This window comes from Rhodococcus sp. NBC_00294 (assembly GCF_036163995.1).
Classification (GTDB): domain Bacteria; phylum Actinomycetota; class Actinomycetes; order Mycobacteriales; family Mycobacteriaceae; genus Rhodococcoides.
Window position 1 is genome coordinate 1163885 of sequence record NZ_CP108043.1, and the last position, 15742, is coordinate 1179626.

At 68.2% G+C, this 15742-nt stretch carries 15 protein-coding genes; 9 read left to right on the forward strand and 6 right to left on the reverse strand.

Features of this window, described 5'->3' with window-relative positions:
- Nucleotides 1-45: 45 nt before the first annotated feature.
- A complete protein-coding gene (locus tag OHB23_RS05525; protein ID WP_056441116.1) occupies nucleotides 46-606 on the reverse strand; it encodes a Dps family protein in 561 nt (186 codons plus the stop codon).
- Nucleotides 607-758: 152 nt separating this feature from the next.
- Between OHB23_RS05525 and OHB23_RS05530 the strand changes: the two genes are divergently transcribed.
- Nucleotides 759-1769 carry a zinc-binding metallopeptidase family protein gene (locus OHB23_RS05530; RefSeq protein WP_027506122.1) on the forward strand — a complete coding sequence of 337 codons (1011 nt, stop codon included), beginning with the start codon at nucleotides 759-761 and terminating at the stop codon, nucleotides 1767-1769.
- An 11-nt stretch (nucleotides 1770-1780) separates the two neighbouring features.
- Here OHB23_RS05530 and OHB23_RS05535 read toward each other — a convergent pair whose 3' ends face one another.
- On the reverse strand, nucleotides 1781-3082 hold the full coding sequence (locus tag OHB23_RS05535) for an EAL domain-containing protein (RefSeq protein ID WP_235578864.1): 1302 nt from the start codon (nucleotides 3080-3082) through the stop codon (nucleotides 1781-1783).
- A 219-nt stretch (nucleotides 3083-3301) separates the two neighbouring features.
- Here OHB23_RS05535 and OHB23_RS05540 point away from each other — a divergent pair, with 219 nt between their 5' ends.
- From OHB23_RS05540 to OHB23_RS05560, 5 genes are all read left to right on the forward strand, one after another.
- Nucleotides 3302-4234, forward strand: a complete 933-nt coding sequence (locus OHB23_RS05540) for a L,D-transpeptidase (protein WP_328811047.1) — start codon at nucleotides 3302-3304, stop codon at nucleotides 4232-4234.
- 76 nt (nucleotides 4235-4310) lie between these two features.
- Entirely contained in the window at nucleotides 4311-5270 is a 960-nt protein-coding gene (locus OHB23_RS05545; RefSeq protein WP_051613419.1) for a carbohydrate ABC transporter permease, read from the forward strand.
- A complete protein-coding gene (locus OHB23_RS05550) occupies nucleotides 5267-6160 on the forward strand; it encodes a carbohydrate ABC transporter permease (RefSeq protein ID WP_027506125.1) in 894 nt (297 codons plus the stop codon). Before OHB23_RS05545 ends, OHB23_RS05550 begins: the two co-directional genes overlap by 4 nt.
- A gap of 25 nt (nucleotides 6161-6185) precedes the next feature.
- Nucleotides 6186-7508, forward strand: a complete 1323-nt coding sequence (locus tag OHB23_RS05555) for an ABC transporter substrate-binding protein (RefSeq protein ID WP_027506126.1) — start codon at nucleotides 6186-6188, stop codon at nucleotides 7506-7508.
- 18 nt (nucleotides 7509-7526) lie between these two features.
- Nucleotides 7527-8609 (forward strand): ABC transporter ATP-binding protein, encoded by a 1083-nt coding sequence (locus OHB23_RS05560; protein WP_056441124.1) that lies wholly within the window; start codon nucleotides 7527-7529, stop codon nucleotides 8607-8609.
- Nucleotide 8610: 1 nt separating this feature from the next.
- Here the strand turns inward: OHB23_RS05560 and OHB23_RS05565 are convergent, their stop codons facing one another.
- Nucleotides 8611-10584, reverse strand: coding sequence for a M13 family metallopeptidase (locus OHB23_RS05565; RefSeq protein WP_328811048.1), 1974 nt, complete (start codon nucleotides 10582-10584; stop codon nucleotides 8611-8613).
- A gap of 106 nt (nucleotides 10585-10690) precedes the next feature.
- Here OHB23_RS05565 and OHB23_RS05570 point away from each other — a divergent pair, with 106 nt between their 5' ends.
- Both OHB23_RS05570 and OHB23_RS05575 read left to right on the forward strand, forming a co-directional pair.
- Nucleotides 10691-12079 carry a maltokinase N-terminal cap-like domain-containing protein gene (locus tag OHB23_RS05570; RefSeq protein WP_328811049.1) on the forward strand — a complete coding sequence of 463 codons (1389 nt, stop codon included), beginning with the start codon at nucleotides 10691-10693 and terminating at the stop codon, nucleotides 12077-12079.
- Complete coding sequence (locus tag OHB23_RS05575; RefSeq protein ID WP_222632243.1) at nucleotides 12076-12843, forward strand: putative protein N(5)-glutamine methyltransferase; 768 nt, start codon at nucleotides 12076-12078, stop codon at nucleotides 12841-12843. Before OHB23_RS05570 ends, OHB23_RS05575 begins: the two co-directional genes overlap by 4 nt.
- Here OHB23_RS05575 and OHB23_RS05580 read toward each other — a convergent pair.
- Nucleotides 12834-13763: a pirin family protein gene (locus OHB23_RS05580; protein WP_056441134.1), complete on the reverse strand. Its 930-nt coding sequence runs from the start codon at nucleotides 13761-13763 to the stop codon at nucleotides 12834-12836. The two genes, OHB23_RS05575 and OHB23_RS05580, sit on opposite strands and share 10 nt — an antisense overlap.
- A gap of 45 nt (nucleotides 13764-13808) precedes the next feature.
- Complete coding sequence (locus tag OHB23_RS05585; protein ID WP_056441137.1) at nucleotides 13809-14519, reverse strand: dienelactone hydrolase family protein; 711 nt, start codon at nucleotides 14517-14519, stop codon at nucleotides 13809-13811.
- 89 nt (nucleotides 14520-14608) lie between these two features.
- Between OHB23_RS05585 and OHB23_RS05590 the strand changes: the two genes are divergently transcribed.
- A complete protein-coding gene (locus OHB23_RS05590) occupies nucleotides 14609-14935 on the forward strand; it encodes a hypothetical protein (RefSeq protein WP_328811050.1) in 327 nt (108 codons plus the stop codon).
- Here OHB23_RS05590 and OHB23_RS05595 read toward each other — a convergent pair.
- Nucleotides 14918-15739: a UbiA family prenyltransferase gene (locus tag OHB23_RS05595; RefSeq protein ID WP_328811051.1), complete on the reverse strand. Its 822-nt coding sequence runs from the start codon at nucleotides 15737-15739 to the stop codon at nucleotides 14918-14920. The genes OHB23_RS05590 and OHB23_RS05595 overlap by 18 nt on opposite strands.
- Nucleotides 15740-15742: the final 3 nt, after the last annotated feature.

Consider the following 15742-nt stretch of genomic DNA (forward strand, 5'->3'; position numbering starts at 1 on the left):
CTCGCGGGGTGCGGCGCTGTGAGCTCGTGCGGTGGAGACGGAGTGTCAGCTCGCGTCGCGTGCCGCTTCCTTCTCGGAACCGGCGCCGGCCGTCGAGAGCTGGCCACCCGCGTTCTCGAGGTGCGCACGCACGAACCAGTGGAACAGCTCCAGCTGGCCGCTGTGTCCGATGAGCAGGTCCTCGGTGACGGGGTCGACCTTGCCGACCTCCTCGATCGCCGCGCGGTAGTCCGAGATCACGCCGGTGTAGACGAGGTCGAGCGCGCCGAGGTGCTCGATGGCCGGCGCGCGGCCGATGCTGTAGTCGTCCCACTTGCGCTGCGAGACGATGGTGCCGGGGGTGCCGAGTGCGGACGAGCCCAGCGTCGCGATGCGCTCCGCGACGTCGTCGGCGAAGCCGCGCACGGCCTCGACCTGGGGATCCAGCATCTCGTGGACGGAGATGAAGTTGGGTCCGACGACGTTCCAGTGCACGTGCTTGAGCGTCAGATGCAGGTCGTTCAGGGCGTTGAGGCGGTCCTGGAGGACCTCCGCCACATGGGCACCGTCGGCGACGTCCATGCCGGGAACGGTGTACGAGGCCGTCTTCTGCGTCGTGTCAGTCATGCACCGTGGATTCACCGCCGGCCCCCCGTTCAAACCCCCCGGCGTCGCAGGTCACACCGGCTCGGGGGCATGGTCTCGGTGTGGTCCGGAGCGACCCCGCATCTGCGTAGGCTGAGCGTCGTAGCGTTGTCGAGAAGGGTGTTCCACGAGTCATGCGAGTCTTCTTCTGCCGCAAGTGCGGTCAACAGCTGTCGTTCGAGAACTCCATCTGCCTGAGCTGTGACAGCAGGCTGGGATTCCACCTGCCGAGTCGCAGCATGCAGGTGCTCGACGACGATCTGTCCGTGGTCGTGGACGGCACCACCTGGCGACGCTGCGCCAACATCAAGTTGGCGCAGTGCAACTGGTTGGTCGACGCGACGGACGGGGACACGCTGTGCCTGTCCTGCGCCCTCACTCGCACGCGGCCCGCCGACTCCGACCAGGAGGCCATCGCCGAGTTCGCGTCCGCGGAGACGGCGAAGCGCCGGGTGGTGCTCGAGCTCGACGAGTTGCACCTGCCGATCATCGGGCGGGACGAGAACCCCGAGGGTGGTCTCGCGTTCGACCTTCTCTCGAGCGCCAACCGCAACGTCATCACCGGTCATGCCAACGGTCTGATCACGCTGGACCTTGCCGAGAGCGACGACGTGCACCGCGAGCAGCTGCGGGTGTCGATGGACGAGCCCTATCGCACGCTCGTCGGCCACTTCCGGCACGAGATCGGCCACTTCTATCAGATGGTGCTGATCGGCAGCGGTGAGCATCGCGCGCGGTTCGAGGAACTCTTCGGCAACCCGGACGACGATTACCAGGCGGCACTGGATCGGCACTACAGCGAGGGTGCACCGGACGGCTGGAAGAAGAACTACGTGTCGTCCTACGCGACGATGCATCCGGCCGAGGACTGGGCGGAGACGTTCGCCCACTACCTGCACATCCGGGACACCCTGGACACCGCTGCGGCCTACGCCTTCGCGCCCGCCGGATCCACCTTCGAGGCGCCACTGGCCGGCGACGTCGGTTTCAGCCGGATCATCGACTGGTGGCTACCGCTCACGTGGGCACTCAACCAGCTGAACAGGTCCATGGGACACCAGGACCTCTACCCCTTCGTCCTGCCGGCGAAGGTGCTGGAGAAGATGCGCTTCGTCCACTCCGTCATCGTCCCCGACGAGGTCTGAGCAGGCGCCTTCTACCAGGAACCGCTTCGTTCGGGAGGCAGCCGGGCGATGAGGGACCGCGCGCACTCGATGGTGAGCGTCGTGTCGTGGGACAGCACGTAGTCGTACCGACGTTCCATGTCGGGTCCGGTGTCGCCGAGGTCGCGGGCAGCGAGCACCGCGGAGAAGTGGGGCGTCAGCACGACGACGTCCCATTCCTCGCGCAACGCGTCCGACGCGGCGAGGTTGGCGCCGCGGATCTTCGGGGCAGGCTCGGTCCCGATGTTCTCCGCGAGCGCGCCGACGAGCGTCGCGTTCATGGCCATCAGCTCCCACCGTCGTCCGGTGATGGGCGTGAAGTGCTTGACGTGCTGGAACGCTCCGAGCATCAGCGCGGTCTGCTGGCTGTCGGTCGCCATCGCCTCGAGGTTCTTGCTGATCTCGATGAGCAGACGCTTGCTCGCGCGGCGTACGTCGCGACCGCCGGCAGCCAGGTTGTACGGCGTCGACATCGGGGTGAAGCCGCGATCGCGCGCGATCTCGAACTCGAGGGGTGATCCCACGGGACTGTCGACGGAGAGGTCGGTGGTCGATCCGTAGAGGGAGCCCTCGCCGACACGCGCTCCCATGGCCTGCGCCGTGAGCGCTGCTCGTGGGGTGTCGATGCCCTCGGCCATGACCACGGCGCCGGTGCGCTCCACCTGGGCCGCGACGGCGTTGACCACGCGGGCCGTGAAGCGATTGGGGCGTGTGGCCAGGAGGGTCCGGTCCAGCTTGATCACGTCCGGCTCGAGCAGCGGGAGCAGAGCGAGGGACTCGGGCCGTACTCCCACGTGGTCGACGGCGATGGCCCAGCCGAGTCGTCGGACCTCGGCGACCACCTGCATCAGGTGCGCCGGTCGTCGGATGAGCGCGGTCTCGTCGAACTGCAGCACCGCGCCGCCCATGTCGTGGTCCCGCAGGTCGGGTAGTTCCGTGAGGGAGTCGGGGTCGACCGCGATGAACAGGGGCAGTTCACGAGGAAGCTCGGCGCGCGCGGCCTCGCTGAGCGCTCCGTTCCATCGCGCGGCGTCGAGGTCGGGTGTCATGCCCATCGACTTCGCGGCCGACGCGAGTGACACGGGGTCGGCGAACGACGAGTCGGCGGGACCCAGGACGACCGCCTCGTACCCGACGATGGCATCGGTCTGCAGATCGATGATGCGCTGGAACGACGTGCGGAGGCTCTCGGGACCGAGCAGATCGCTGAGTCCGCCCCCGTCCCGGTCGCCGGAGAACAGCACGGGACGGGCCGGCCTGCTTCCGGCTGTGTTGGTTCGGTCGTCGATCACCACGGCGTGTGCCCTTCCGTCATGTCGGCGCGTTCGCGAGGAACGTGCTCGACCCTCGACCGCCGCCGTGGTTTGACAGGAGTCCTACGTCATCCCGACACGGCGCAGTCAGCGCCCTCCCGGGTGTCTCACCACATTACCCGATTGGCGATGGGGACCACCCGTATGTGTTAATTGCGGTGCGATCAGGTACAGCGACTTCGCTAGGGATGGTTCACAAGCATGGGTGCTCGACGTTCGGTTCGTTTCCTTGCTCGTTCGGCTGCAGGCGTCCTCGCCGCCGCCGCCGTCACCGTCGGGGTGGCCGTGCCCGCCTCCGCGGCGCCGCTGTGGCCCGGTGGCCCGGACATCTCGCTCCCGCCGATCCCCGGCATCACCGCCCCCGCGCCCGGTGTCCCGACACCGCCGGTCGCCCCGCCCGCACCCGTCGAGGCGCCGCGTGGTCGCGCGAACTTCTCCGCTCCCGCACTGAACCCGTCCGCGGGCGAGGTCGTCGGTGTCGCGCAGCCGATCATCGTCCGGTTCGCCGCCCCGATCGACGACCGCGCGGTCGCCGAGCGGGCGATCGACGTGACCACGTCCGCCGGTGACGTCGCCGGCCGCTTCTTCTGGTTCTCCGACAGCCAGGTCCGCTGGCGACCCGACGTCTTCTGGCCGGCGAACACGACCGTGACGGTGACCGCGGGAGACGCGTCGTCCACCTTCACCGTCGGCGACGCGATCGTCACGACGGCCGACGACGACACCAAGACCATCACGGTGACGCGCAACGGCGAGGTGGTGCGCACCATGCCCACCTCGATGGGCAAGGTCGGCCACGAGACGCCCAACGGCACCTACATCGTCGGCGAGCGTTTCCGCGACATGTACATGGACTCGTCCACCTACGGCGTGCCGGTCGATGCGCCCGAGGGCTACCGGACCTACGTGGAGTACGCCACCCGCATGTCGAACAGTGGCATCTTCGTCCACGCCGCGCCGTGGTCAGTGGACAGTCAGGGTGTCGAGAACGTCAGCCACGGCTGCCTCAACGTCAGCACCGAGGACGCGAAATGGTTCTTCGAGACGGCCCAGAAGGGTGATCCGGTGGTGGTGCAGAACACCGACGGCGGCATTCTGAACGGCCGCGACGGCCTCGGCGACTGGCAGCTCTGAACGATCACATCTCGGACCGATACTGATCGGTCCATGTTCACCATTCGTTCGCTTTACCTACGCTAATGTCCCACCGGTGAGAGCAAGCCCGCCGCGATCGCGGCCGGTGGTCCAGCGCACCTTGCCGGAACTGCCACCCGCACAACGATCTTTCCTCCGTCGACCGTGGCGCGACTACGCGCTGTTCCTGGTGTTGGTCGGGCCGAACCTGGTTTTGCTGGGCGTGTTCACCTACCGGCCTCTGCTGGACAACATCAGGCTCTCGTTCTTCGACTGGAACATCTCGTCGCCGACGTCGACCTTCATCGGTCTCTCGAACTACCGCGAATGGTGGGGGCGCAGCGACACGTGGCAGATCGTGTCGAACACCGTCATCTTCACCATCGCGGCGGTGGCGGGCAGCATGCTCCTCGGACTCGTCCTGGCGATGCTCCTCGATCGCAAGCTGCGCGGCCGTAACATCGTCCGCTCGGCCGTCTTCGCTCCGTTCGTCATCTCCGGCGCGGCCATCGGTGTGGCGTTCCAGTTCGTGTTCGATCCGAACTTCGGCCTGATCCAGGACGTCATGCGGCGGTTCGGCTTCGAGGGAGTGCCGGACTTCTACCAGAGCCCCGGGTGGGCGCTGTTCATGATCACCGTGACGTACCTGTGGAAGAACCTGGGCTACGCCTTCGTCATCTATCTCGCAGCGCTGCAGGGTCTTCGGCAGGATCTGACCGAAGCCGCGCAGATCGACGGCGCGAGTCGGTGGACGACGTTCCGCAAGGTGACGCTTCCTCAGCTGCGTCCCACCACGTTCTTCCTGTCCATCACGGTCATGCTCAACTCGTTGCAGGTCTTCGACATCATCAACGTGATGACGCGGGGCGGTCCGCTGGGTACCGGCACCACCACGATGGTCTATCAGGTGTACGAGGAGTCGTTCCGCAACTTCCGGGCCGGCTACGGCGCGACCGTCGCCACGATCATGTTCCTGGTGCTGCTGATCATCACCGTCCTGCAGGTGCGAGTCATGGATCGAGGTGATGCGCGATGAGCGTGATCGACAGGGCACCGGCCGCCGCCACTGCCGACGATGCCCGCCCGGCGCGGGACGCCGCCCGGCGTCGTCGACTCTCCACACTCTTCGGCTACGCAGCGATGGTCGTGGTCATCGTCATCATCGGGTTGCCGCTCTTCTGGATCGTCGTCACCTCGTTCAAGGAGCGCGGTGACATCTACGTGCAGCCGTCGGTCTGGTGGCCCGCGGTGTTCCGCCCGGAGAACTACGACGAGGCGACGACCACCGTTCCGTTCTGGACGTTCCTGAAGAACTCCCTGATCATCACCAGCATCCTGGCCGTCGTGAAGTTCGCGCTGGGCGTGCTGAGCGCCTACGGCCTCGTCTTCCTGCGCTTTCCGGGTAAGACGATCGTCTTCCTCGTGATCATCGCGGCACTGATGGTGCCGAACCAGATCACGGTGATCTCCAACTACGCGTTGGTGGCGCAGTTGGGGTGGCGCAACACCTTCCAGGGCATCATCGTGCCGCTGGCGGGCGTGGCATTCGGGACGTTCCTCATGCGCAACCACTTCCTGTCGATACCGCAGGAGATCATCGAGGCCGCCCGCATGGACGCCGCCGGCCCGGTCCGCCTGCTGTTCCGGGTGGTCCTGCCGTTGTCGGGCCCGACCATGGTCGCGTTCGCCACCATCACCGTGGTGAACGAGTGGAACGAGTACCTCTGGCCGTTCCTGATGTCGGACGACTCGTCCGTCGCGCCGCTGCCGGTGGGCCTGACCCAGTTGCAGAACAACGACGGCGTCACCAACTGGGGGCCCGTCATGGCCGGCACCGTCCTGACGATGCTCCCCATTCTGATCGTCTTCCTGGCTCTTCAGCGTCACATGATCAAGGGCCTCACTTCCGGCGCCGTCAAGGGCTGACCAACCTATGAACAAGGAGCACATGATGCAGCCATTCTCTCGCCGCGGATTCCTCGGACTGTCCGGTGCCGTCGCCGCGGGCGCCGCTCTCACCGCCTGTGCCGGAACGAGTTCGACGAGCAGCTCGTCGTCGTCCGGTGGTGGCGATGCCAGTACGATCACGTTCTGGTCGTCCCACCCGGGCAGCTCGAAGGACATCGAGAACGAGCTCATCTCGCGCTTCCAGACCGCCAATCCCGACCTGACGGTGCAGATGGTCGACGGCGGCAAGAACTACGAGGAGATCGCGCAGAAGTTCAACGCGGCGCTGTCGGGCGGGTCGCTGCCGGACGTCGTGCTGCTCTCGGACGTGTGGTGGTTCAACTTCGCGTTGCTCGGCGCGATCTCGCCGCTGGACGACCTGTTCTCGCAGGCGGGCGTGAACACGAGCGACTACGTCGACTCGCTCGTCGCCGACTACAACTGGAACGACAAGACGTGGGCGCTGCCCTACGCCCGCTCGACCCCGCTGTTCTACTACAACCGCGAGGTGTGGACTGCTGCCGGACTCCCGGATCGCGGGCCTGCCACGTGGCAGGAGTTCGACCAGTGGGGCCCGGAGATCCAGCGCGCCATCGGATCCGGCAAGCTCGCGCACGGCTGGGGCAACGCGGAGGACTACCTGGGGTGGACCTTCGAGGGCCCGATCTGGACGTTCGGCGGCAGCTACTCCGACGAGTTCGATCTGAAGTTCACCGACGAGCGCACCATCGAGGCCGGCAACTTCCTCAAGGACATGATCCACACGAAGAAGTACGCGGCCGTGTCCAACGACATCGCCAACGACTTCTCCGCGGGCCTGCTCGGCTCGACCATCGCGTCGACCGGCGACCTGTCGGGCATCACGAAGAACGCGAAGTTCGACTTCGGCACGGCGTTTCTCCCCGCCGAGGCGGGCACTCCCGGGTGCCCGACGGGTGGCGCCGGACTGGCCATCCCGGCGAACATCCCGGACGAGCGGAAGATCAACGCGCTCAAGTTCATCGAGTTCGTGACCAACACCGAGAACACGGCGTACTTCTCGCAGAACGTCGGCTACATGCCGGTGCGCAAGTCGTCCGCCACCGACGCCTCCGAGGTCGCGTTCCTCGAGCAGAACCCCCGCTCGCGGACCGCGGTGGACCAGCTCGCGCGGACCCGGTCGCAGGACTACGCCCGCGTGTTCGTGCCCGGCGGCGATCAGATCATCGGTGCGGGTCTCGAGCAGATCGCCCTGCAGAACGCCGACGTCGCGTCGACGTTCTCGGGTGTGCAGGATCAGTTGCAGCAGATCATCGATCGCCAGATCACTCCCAAGCTGCCCAAGTAGAAGCGGACCACCTCTGTCATGGCCTCGGTACATTTCGTGGAGACGACCCACCGCTACGCGGGAGCACCGACTCCCTCGGTGGACGCGCTCAGTCTGGACATCGCGGACGGCGAGTTCCTCGTGCTCGTCGGACCGTCGGGATGCGGCAAGTCGACGAGCCTGCGCATGCTCGCCGGGCTCGAGGCGATCGAGAGCGGGCGCATCGAGATCGGCGGCAAGGACGTCAGCGGGTTCGCACCCAAGGAACGTGACGTCGCGATGGTGTTCCAGAACTACGCGCTGTATCCGAACATGACGGTGGCGGAGAACATGGGATTCGCGCTGCGCAACGCGGGAATGTCGAAGGCGGACACGGCCGTCCGCGTCGAGGAGGCCGCTCGGATGCTCGAGCTCGAGCCCCTCCTCGGCCGGCGTCCGGGCAAGCTGTCCGGCGGCCAACGTCAGCGCGTGGCGATGGGGCGCGCGATCGTGCGTCGCCCCGAGGTGTTCTGCATGGACGAGCCGCTCTCCAACCTGGACGCGAAGCTCCGGGTGAGCACGAGGTCGCAGATCGCGTCGTTGCAGCGCCGGCTCGGCACGACGACGGTGTACGTGACGCACGATCAGGTCGAGGCCATGACGATGGGGGACCGGGTCGCGGTCCTGAAGAGCGGACTCCTGCAGCAGGTCGCGAGTCCCCGTGAGCTGTACGCGAATCCGGTCAACGACTTCGTCGCGTCGTTCATCGGCTCGCCCGCGATGAATCTGCTCGAGACGGACGTGGTGGACGGCCACGCCGTCCTGGGTGGCGCGCGCATCCCGGTGCCCGCCGCACACAAGGGGAGGATCGTCGTCGGGGTCCGCCCCGAGTCGTGGGAACTGGTGGGCGAGTCCGACACCGAGGCGGTCGAGCTGACCACCGAGCTGGTCGAGGAACTGGGGGCGGAGTCGTTCGCCTACTCGGTCGGACCGGCGGACGCCGGCTGGACGGCCCGCGGTGGCCGCGTGGTGGTGCGGGTGGATCGTCGTGTCGTGGTCGGTGCGGGCGAGCGCCTACGCGTCCGGCCGGACGCGGGTGAGGTGTACTTCTTCGATCCCGAGTCCGGCCTGCGCCTGCGCTAGATCACCAGATGCGGACGCGCTGCTGCGGATCGAGGTAGAGCGCGTCCTGCTCTGTCACCTCGAAGGCCTCGTGGAAGCTGTCGAGGTTGCGGACCACGCCGTTGCATCGGAACTCGGGCGGCGAGTGGGGATCGATGGACAGGCGGCGCAGCGCCTCCGCGTCCCGCGCCTTGGTGCGCCACACCTGCGCCCAACCGAAGAAGACACGTTGGAGCCCTGTCAGGCCGTCGATCTCCGGGGCCGCGGAGCCGTTCAGTGAGATCTTGTACGCCTCGACGGCGATCGACAGACCACCGAGGTCGCCGATGTTCTCGCCGATCGTGAACTTCCCGTTGACGTGGTGTCCGGGAAGGGCTTTCGGCTCGAACGAGTCGTACTGCTCGATCAGCGCGGTGGTGCGCTTGCCGAACTCGCTGCGATCACTGTCGGTCCACCAGTCGACGAGGTTGCCGTCACCGTCGTACTTGGCTCCCTGGTCGTCGAATCCGTGGCCGATCTCGTGTCCGATGACCGCACCGATTCCGCCGTAGTTCGCGGCGTCGTCGGCGTCCGGGTCGAAGAACGGGGGCTGCAGGATCGCGGCGGGGAACACGATCTCGTTCATGCCCGGGTTGTAGTAGGCGTTGACGGTCTGCGGGGTCATGAACCACTCGCCGCGGTCCACCGGACCACCGAGCTTGTCCAGATCGCGCTGGTACTCGGCCTCGTAGCCGCGGCGGTAGTTGCCCACCACGTCCGCCGGATCGATCAGCAGCGAGGAGTAGTCCCGCCAGGTGTCCGGGTAGCCGATCTTCGGGGTGAACTTGTCGAGCTTCGCCAGCGCGGCCGTCCGCGTCTCCGGGCTCATCCACTCGAGGTCGGAGATGTTGCGCCGGTACGCCTCGACGAGGTTGGCCACCAGTTCCTGCATGCGCGTCCGCGAATCGGCCGGGAAGTGCTTCTGTACGTACAGCTTTCCCACCGCCTCGCCCATCAGATCCTGTACGAGGGAGACGCCGCGCTTCCAGCGCTCGCGGTTGGTCTCGGTTCCCGTCAGCGTGCGGCCGTAGAAGGCGAAGTTCTCGTCGACGATCGCGGACGTCAGGTACGGCGCGCGGGAGTGGAGGATGCGCCAGGTGGCCCAGGCCTTCCAGTCGTCGAGGCTGCGCGTCGACCACAGCTCCGCGAACGTGGTGAGGAACTCGGGCTGGCGGACGACGATCTCGGCGAAGTGACGGTCCGCGTCGGCGCCGAGGCCCTCGATCCAGGCGCCCCACTCGAAGCCGTGCGCGTCCGCTAGCAGCGACGCGAGCGTCGTCAGATTGTAGGAGAGATCGGCGTCGCGGCGCTTCACCACGTCCCAGTGGCCCGCCGCCAGGGCGGTCTCGAGATCGAGGACGCTCGCTGCGGAACGGGTCACGCCCGCGAGGGCGAACATGGCGCCGATGTGCTCGGCGTACTGCTCGCGAACCTGTGCGTGCTCGTCCTCCCGGTAGTACGACTCGTCGGGGAGGCCGAGGCCGGACTGCGAGAAGTGGACGAGGTAGCGGTCCGATTTCTTCGAGTCGGTGTCGACGTAGTGCGCGACCGCGCCGCCGACACCGGTGCGCTGCAGAGTGCCGAGTACGCGGGCGAGCGCCTCGCTGTCGGTGGCGTCGGCCACCGCCGCGAGCTCGTCGGCGATCGGCGCGGTGCCGGCCGCCTCGATGGCGTCGGCGTCCAGGAAGCTGCTGTAGAGGTCACCGATCTTCGCGGCGTCCGAGCCGGGCGCCGGACTGGAGTCCGCCGCGACCTGGATGATGTCGCGGACGTGCTCCTCGGCCCGGTCGTACAGTGTCCGGAACGCGCCGTCGACGGCGCGGTCGGCCGGGATGTCGTACTCGGCCAGCCAGCGGCCGTTGACGTGCTCGAAGAGATCGTCCTGCGCTCTGGTGGCGGCGTCGACGAACTTCAGGTCCAGGCCCGAGGGCCGTGCGAGTGATGCGTCCGAGGTCATGCCTCCATCCTGACAGGCCGGACGAGATGCGCGGGGTCGACGGGGCATTACGCTGGTCCGCGCAGGGTCACGTTGTCGACGAGAGAATTCGGGGTAACCGAGGCTCATGTCCACGGAACAGCACAGCATCGACGAGCCCGTCGCGCCGCCACCCCTCGACGAGGGCGCCCTCCTCGGCGCACTCGCCGCCTGGCTGCCGGAACAGCGGTGGTTCTCCGCCAAGGGTCACACCGTCACCGGAGTGCATCTGCTCACGCGGGAGACGCTGGCCACCACGTCCGAGCTCGTGGTCGAGCACGTACTCGTGCGGGTGGACCTCGAGGGCACCGAGCCCCAGATCTTCCAGGTGCCCCTCGGTGTCCGAGCCTCGGTGGACGAGGACCTCGACCCGTGGGTCGTCACTCGGGACGGCGGCGCGGTGGTGTTCGACGCCCTGCGTGATCCCGATGCCATCTCGGTCTACTCCGACCTCCTGGCCACCGGCGGGACCGGCGAGGTGCGCTTCCTGGCGATGCCGGGCAGCGACCTGCAGACCGGCCTGCGCGGAAAGGTGCTGGGCGCCGAACAGTCGAACACGTCGGTCATCCTGGGCGACCACCATCTGCTGAAGATCTTCCGGCGCGTCACGATCGGCATCAATCCCGACGTGGAGCTGCACCGGGCGTTGGGCCAGGCGGGGTGCCGGAACGTCGCGCCGCTGCGCGGATGGATGGAAGCGGACATCGACCACACCGAGACGACCCTCGCCATGGCGCAGGACTTCGTGGCGGGATCCACCGAGGGGTGGACCACCGCGCAGGCCAGCGTGCGGGACGTCCTGGCCAGCGGTGACGTGACGACGTCCGACTTCACGAGCGAGGCCCGCGAGCTGGGCCGCGCCGTCGCCTCCGTGCACGCCGATCTCGCGTCGGTGCTGGGCACGTCCCTGGCGCCGGCGGCCGGTACGGCGGCCGACATCTCCGCTCGCGTGGAGACGGCACTGCCGGTGATCGCCGACCTGGAGCAGTACCTCCCGCGCATCCGGGCCCTGATCGACCAGGCAGCGGGCACGGGCGGCATCGACACCCAGCGCATCCACGGTGACCTGCATCTGGGGCAGGTGCTCCGCACGTCGGAGCGGTGGGTCCTCATCGACTTCGAGGGCGAACCGTCGAAGACGTTCGAGGAGCGGCGCACTCCGGACAGCACGCTGCGCGACGTGGCAGGGATGATCCGCTCTTTCGACTACGCCGCCATGAGCCACGTCGTCGAGATCGAGGATTCGCAGGAACGGGCGCGACTCGAGCCCGTGGCGCGGGAGTGGGTGGAGCGCAACGTGTCCGCATTCTGCGACGGCTACACCGAGGTGGCGGGACACGACCCGCGCATCTCGTGGGCGCTGCTGCGAGCGTACGAGCTGGACAAGGCCGTGTACGAGGCCGTCTACGAGGCGCGCAACCGCCCGACCTGGCTCTCGATCCCCCTGCACGCCATCGAGCGGCTCGTCGCGGAGTGACCTCGCGGACGGTCGCCGTGCTGAGGGCGGCCGGATGCGTGTTCGCCGAGGACGAGGCAGCTCTGCTGATCGGCGAGGCTCCGGACGAGAGCACGCTGGCCGACTGGATCGCGCGCCGTGTCGCCGGGGAGCCGCTCGAGTACATCGTGGGGTGGGCGCAGTTCCACGGGGGCCGCGTGCTCGTCGAGCCCGGCGTCTTCGTGCCGCGCCGACGGACCGAGGCCATGGTGGACGCGGCGCTCGGCCGACTCGGCGGCGGCGTGCTGCTCGATCTGTGCTGCGGCTCGGGTGCCGTGGCCGCCGCGGTGGTGCGCTCGGCGCCGGGGTCCACGGTGTACGCCTCCGACATCGACCCGGTGGCGGTGGCGTGCGCTCGTCGAAATCTGCCGGGCTGCACGGTCTTCGAGAGCGACACCTTCGCCGCGATACCGACGCACCTGCGCCACGGGATCGCCGTCGTCACCGCCAACACGCCGTACGTTCCCTCGTCGGCCATCGAGACCATGCCGCCCGAGGCGCGGGATCACGAACCCCGCGTCACCCTCGACGGTGGACCGGACGGACTGGACGTCCAGCGCCGCGTGGCCGCACAGGCACGCGACTGGCTGGCACCCGGCGGATCACTGATCGTGGAGGCGTCCGCGGCCCAGGCCGACACGGTGCGACAGATCTTCGCTGCCGCCGGTCTGGAGCCGACGGTGGTACACGACGAGGACCGGGACGCCACCATGGTGATCGGGCGAGGGACGCTCGATCAGGGCTGACCGAACCGCCCGGACTGGAAGTCCTCGAACGCCTGGAGCACCTCGGCCTTGGTGTTCATGACGAACGGCCCGGCCATCGCGACGGGCTCGCGGATCGGCTCGCCTCCGAGAACGAACATCTCCATCGACTCGGTGCCCTCGGCGGCGGCGAAGGTCAAGGTGTCGCCCGAGCCGTAGACCGTGGTCTGACCTGTGCGTACGGGCCGCCGCTCGGTGCCGACGGTGCCGGATCCGCCCAGCACGTAGGCGATGGCGTTGTAGCGCGCGTTCCAGGGCAGGGTCACCGAGGCACCCGGGGCGACGGTGACATGGGACAGCGTGATCGGCGTGTAGGTCGATCCCGGTCCCTCGTGGCCGTCCATCTCGCCGGCGATGACGCGCACCAGCGCGCCGCCGTCCTGGCTCGAGAGGAGAGCGACCTCGCGGCCGGTGATGTCCTGGTACCGCGGCGCCGCCATCTTGTTGTTGCGCGGGAGGTTGACCCACAGCTGCACGCCGTGGAACAGCCCGCCCGAGACGACGAGGTGCTCCGGCGGGGCCTCGATGTGCAGGATGCCGCTGCCCGCGGTCATCCACTGGGTGTCGCCGCCGGTGATGGAACCGCCACCGCCGTGCGAGTCCTGGTGGTCCATGATCCCGTCGATCATGTAGGTGACCGTCTCGAAGCCGCGGTGCGGGTGCCACGGTGTGCCCTTGGGCTCGCCCGGCGCGTAGTTCACCTCGCCCATCTGGTCCATGTGGATGAAGGGGTCGAGGTACTTCATGTCGACGCCCGCGAAGGCACGTCGGACCGGGAACCCCTCGCCCTCGTAGCCGGTGGGGGCGGTGGTGACGGCGCGGACCGGCCGGTTCACCGAGCCGGGCTGCGGCGTGGAGATGCGGGGGAGCGCGAGAACGTTGTCGACGGTCACTGCGGGCATGTCGGCCTCCTGGGATAAAGTTGACGAATCAACTACTTGCCCGGCTCAACCGCGAGGGGCCCGTCCTTGTTCCCCGGCCGGATCCACGTGCAGATCGAACCAGTCGAGGGTGCGCGACCACGCGTCGTACGCGGCCCGTTCGTTGTAGACGGCGGGTCGATCGTTGCAGTGGAAGCCGTGCTCGGCGTCGGGATAGCGGGCGATGCGAGTGTCCACCTGCGCGTCGGTGACGGCGGCGTTCAGCGAATCGACGTCGTCGACCGGGATCCCGGTGTCGAGGTCGCCGAAGAACCCGTGCCACGGCGTTCGCAGTGCCGTGGCGCCGTCGAGCAGCGGCGGGTAGCCGAAGCGACCCTCGCGGATGCCGCCGCCGTAGAACGTGGCCGCGGCACCGAGTGGGCGCCGCACCGCCGTCTCGAAGGCGACGGTGCCGCCCATGCAGAACCCGACGATCGCGCACCCGCTCGGTCCGTAGCCGTACCCGGCCAACTCGTCGAACGCGGCATCGACGTCCTGGTCGATCTCCTCGGCCTTCAGTGCGCCGATGAGGTCCATCGCGGTGCTCATGTCGTCGTACGACACCACCGGATCACCGGCCCGGTGGAAGAGATGCGGGGCCACGGCGATCCATCCTGCCGAGGCGAAGCGGCCGCAGACCTCCGCGATGTGGTCGGTCACGCCGAACGCCTCCTGGACGACGACGACACCGCCTCGTATCGGACCTTCCGGGACGCGTGTGGTGAAAGTGATGGCCATCCCACCATCAGATCACGAGAATCTCGGTGTTCCATGTGTGAACTGTGTGAAACGGGGAAACCGCGCCGAGGAACCAGCAGGAGGCTGCCATGACATCGACCCTGAACAACCCCGGAGCAGCGACGCCGCAGGAGCCGACCGGGCTGCCGCCGACGTTCGAGGTCGGTGCGCGGGTACGCACCCGGCACTCGATCGACCGCGACTCGGATCCGACGACGTGGCCTCTCGAGACGGGATCGATCGTCGAGGACTTCGCCGACTTCGTGGACTCGTCGTCCGTGGGTCGGGACTGGGCCGTGGCGCACCGGTGGGCGGTGGCCCTGGACAACGGGTGCCTGGTGTTCCGCGACACCGACGACCTCGAGGCCGCCGGCGACCCGACCTCGACCGCCGAGACGTCAGCGCGGAAGCAGTAGCACCAGCACGGTCACGCCGGCGATGACGATGGCCGCGCGGAACGGCGTCCGTCCGCTGCTCGTCGACGCGATCCATGCGGCGACGACCACGACGGCCAGAGCGGCTCCGCCCGCTACGGTCGACACCCCGGTGCGCCCGAGAGCCCCGCTGCCCACGACCCCCACGATCGATGCGGTGACGAGCACCCCCGCGGCGAGTGGAGCGACCACGCGAGCAGGGAGTCGGTGTGCCAGCCCGCGGACTCCCGTCGCCGTGTCGTCGGCGATGTCGGGCAGCACGTTGACCAGGTGGGCGCCGAAGCCGAGCAGCGCCCCTACCGTGATCATCCACCACGGCGGCATCGCGTCGGCCACGGTGAGCGAGACGACCACGGGCGCCGATCCGAACGCGACGGTGTACGGCAGCCACGACACGACGGTGGATTTCAGACCCACGTTGTAGGCGAGGGCCGACCCGACTCCCAGCACGAGGTGCACCGCACCCGGGACGACGCCGCACAGCATCGAGAACACCACGCAGACCACCGCCGCGACCGCGACGCTCACCCGCACGGTGGCGGGGTCGAGGCGGCCGACGGCGAGCGGTTTGTCCGTGCGGCCGACCGCGGTGTCCCGCGGGGCGTCGATCAGATCGTTGGTCCAACCGACGATCAGTTGCCCGCTCAGCACCGCCACGACCACGACGACGAGGAGCCCCGCCGAGGGTGGGCCGATGCTGACCGACAGCAGTGCCACGAACGTCGTGACCGCGGCGGCGGGGCCGGGGTGGGAGGCGACGAGGAGAGCGGAGAGTCGACTGCCCATGTA

Coding starts and splice junctions, on each gene's coding strand:
- OHB23_RS05525 (WP_056441116.1), bottom strand. CDS start 606: ATGACTGACACGACGCAGAAGACGGCCTCGTACACCGTTCCCGGCATG.
- OHB23_RS05530 (WP_027506122.1), top strand. CDS start 759: ATGCGAGTCTTCTTCTGCCGCAAGTGCGGTCAACAGCTGTCGTTCGAG.
- OHB23_RS05540 (WP_328811047.1), top strand. CDS start 3,302: ATGGGTGCTCGACGTTCGGTTCGTTTCCTTGCTCGTTCGGCTGCAGGC.
- OHB23_RS05550 (WP_027506125.1), top strand. CDS start 5,267: ATGAGCGTGATCGACAGGGCACCGGCCGCCGCCACTGCCGACGATGCC.
- OHB23_RS05555 (WP_027506126.1), top strand. CDS start 6,186: ATGCAGCCATTCTCTCGCCGCGGATTCCTCGGACTGTCCGGTGCCGTC.
- OHB23_RS05560 (WP_056441124.1), top strand. CDS start 7,527: ATGGCCTCGGTACATTTCGTGGAGACGACCCACCGCTACGCGGGAGCA.
- OHB23_RS05565 (WP_328811048.1), bottom strand. CDS start 10,584: ATGACCTCGGACGCATCACTCGCACGGCCCTCGGGCCTGGACCTGAAG.
- OHB23_RS05570 (WP_328811049.1), top strand. CDS start 10,691: ATGTCCACGGAACAGCACAGCATCGACGAGCCCGTCGCGCCGCCACCC.
- OHB23_RS05580 (WP_056441134.1), bottom strand. CDS start 13,763: ATGCCCGCAGTGACCGTCGACAACGTTCTCGCGCTCCCCCGCATCTCC.
- OHB23_RS05585 (WP_056441137.1), bottom strand. CDS start 14,519: ATGGCCATCACTTTCACCACACGCGTCCCGGAAGGTCCGATACGAGGC.
- OHB23_RS05590 (WP_328811050.1), top strand. CDS start 14,609: ATGACATCGACCCTGAACAACCCCGGAGCAGCGACGCCGCAGGAGCCG.
- OHB23_RS05595 (WP_328811051.1), bottom strand. CDS start 15,739: ATGGGCAGTCGACTCTCCGCTCTCCTCGTCGCCTCCCACCCCGGCCCC.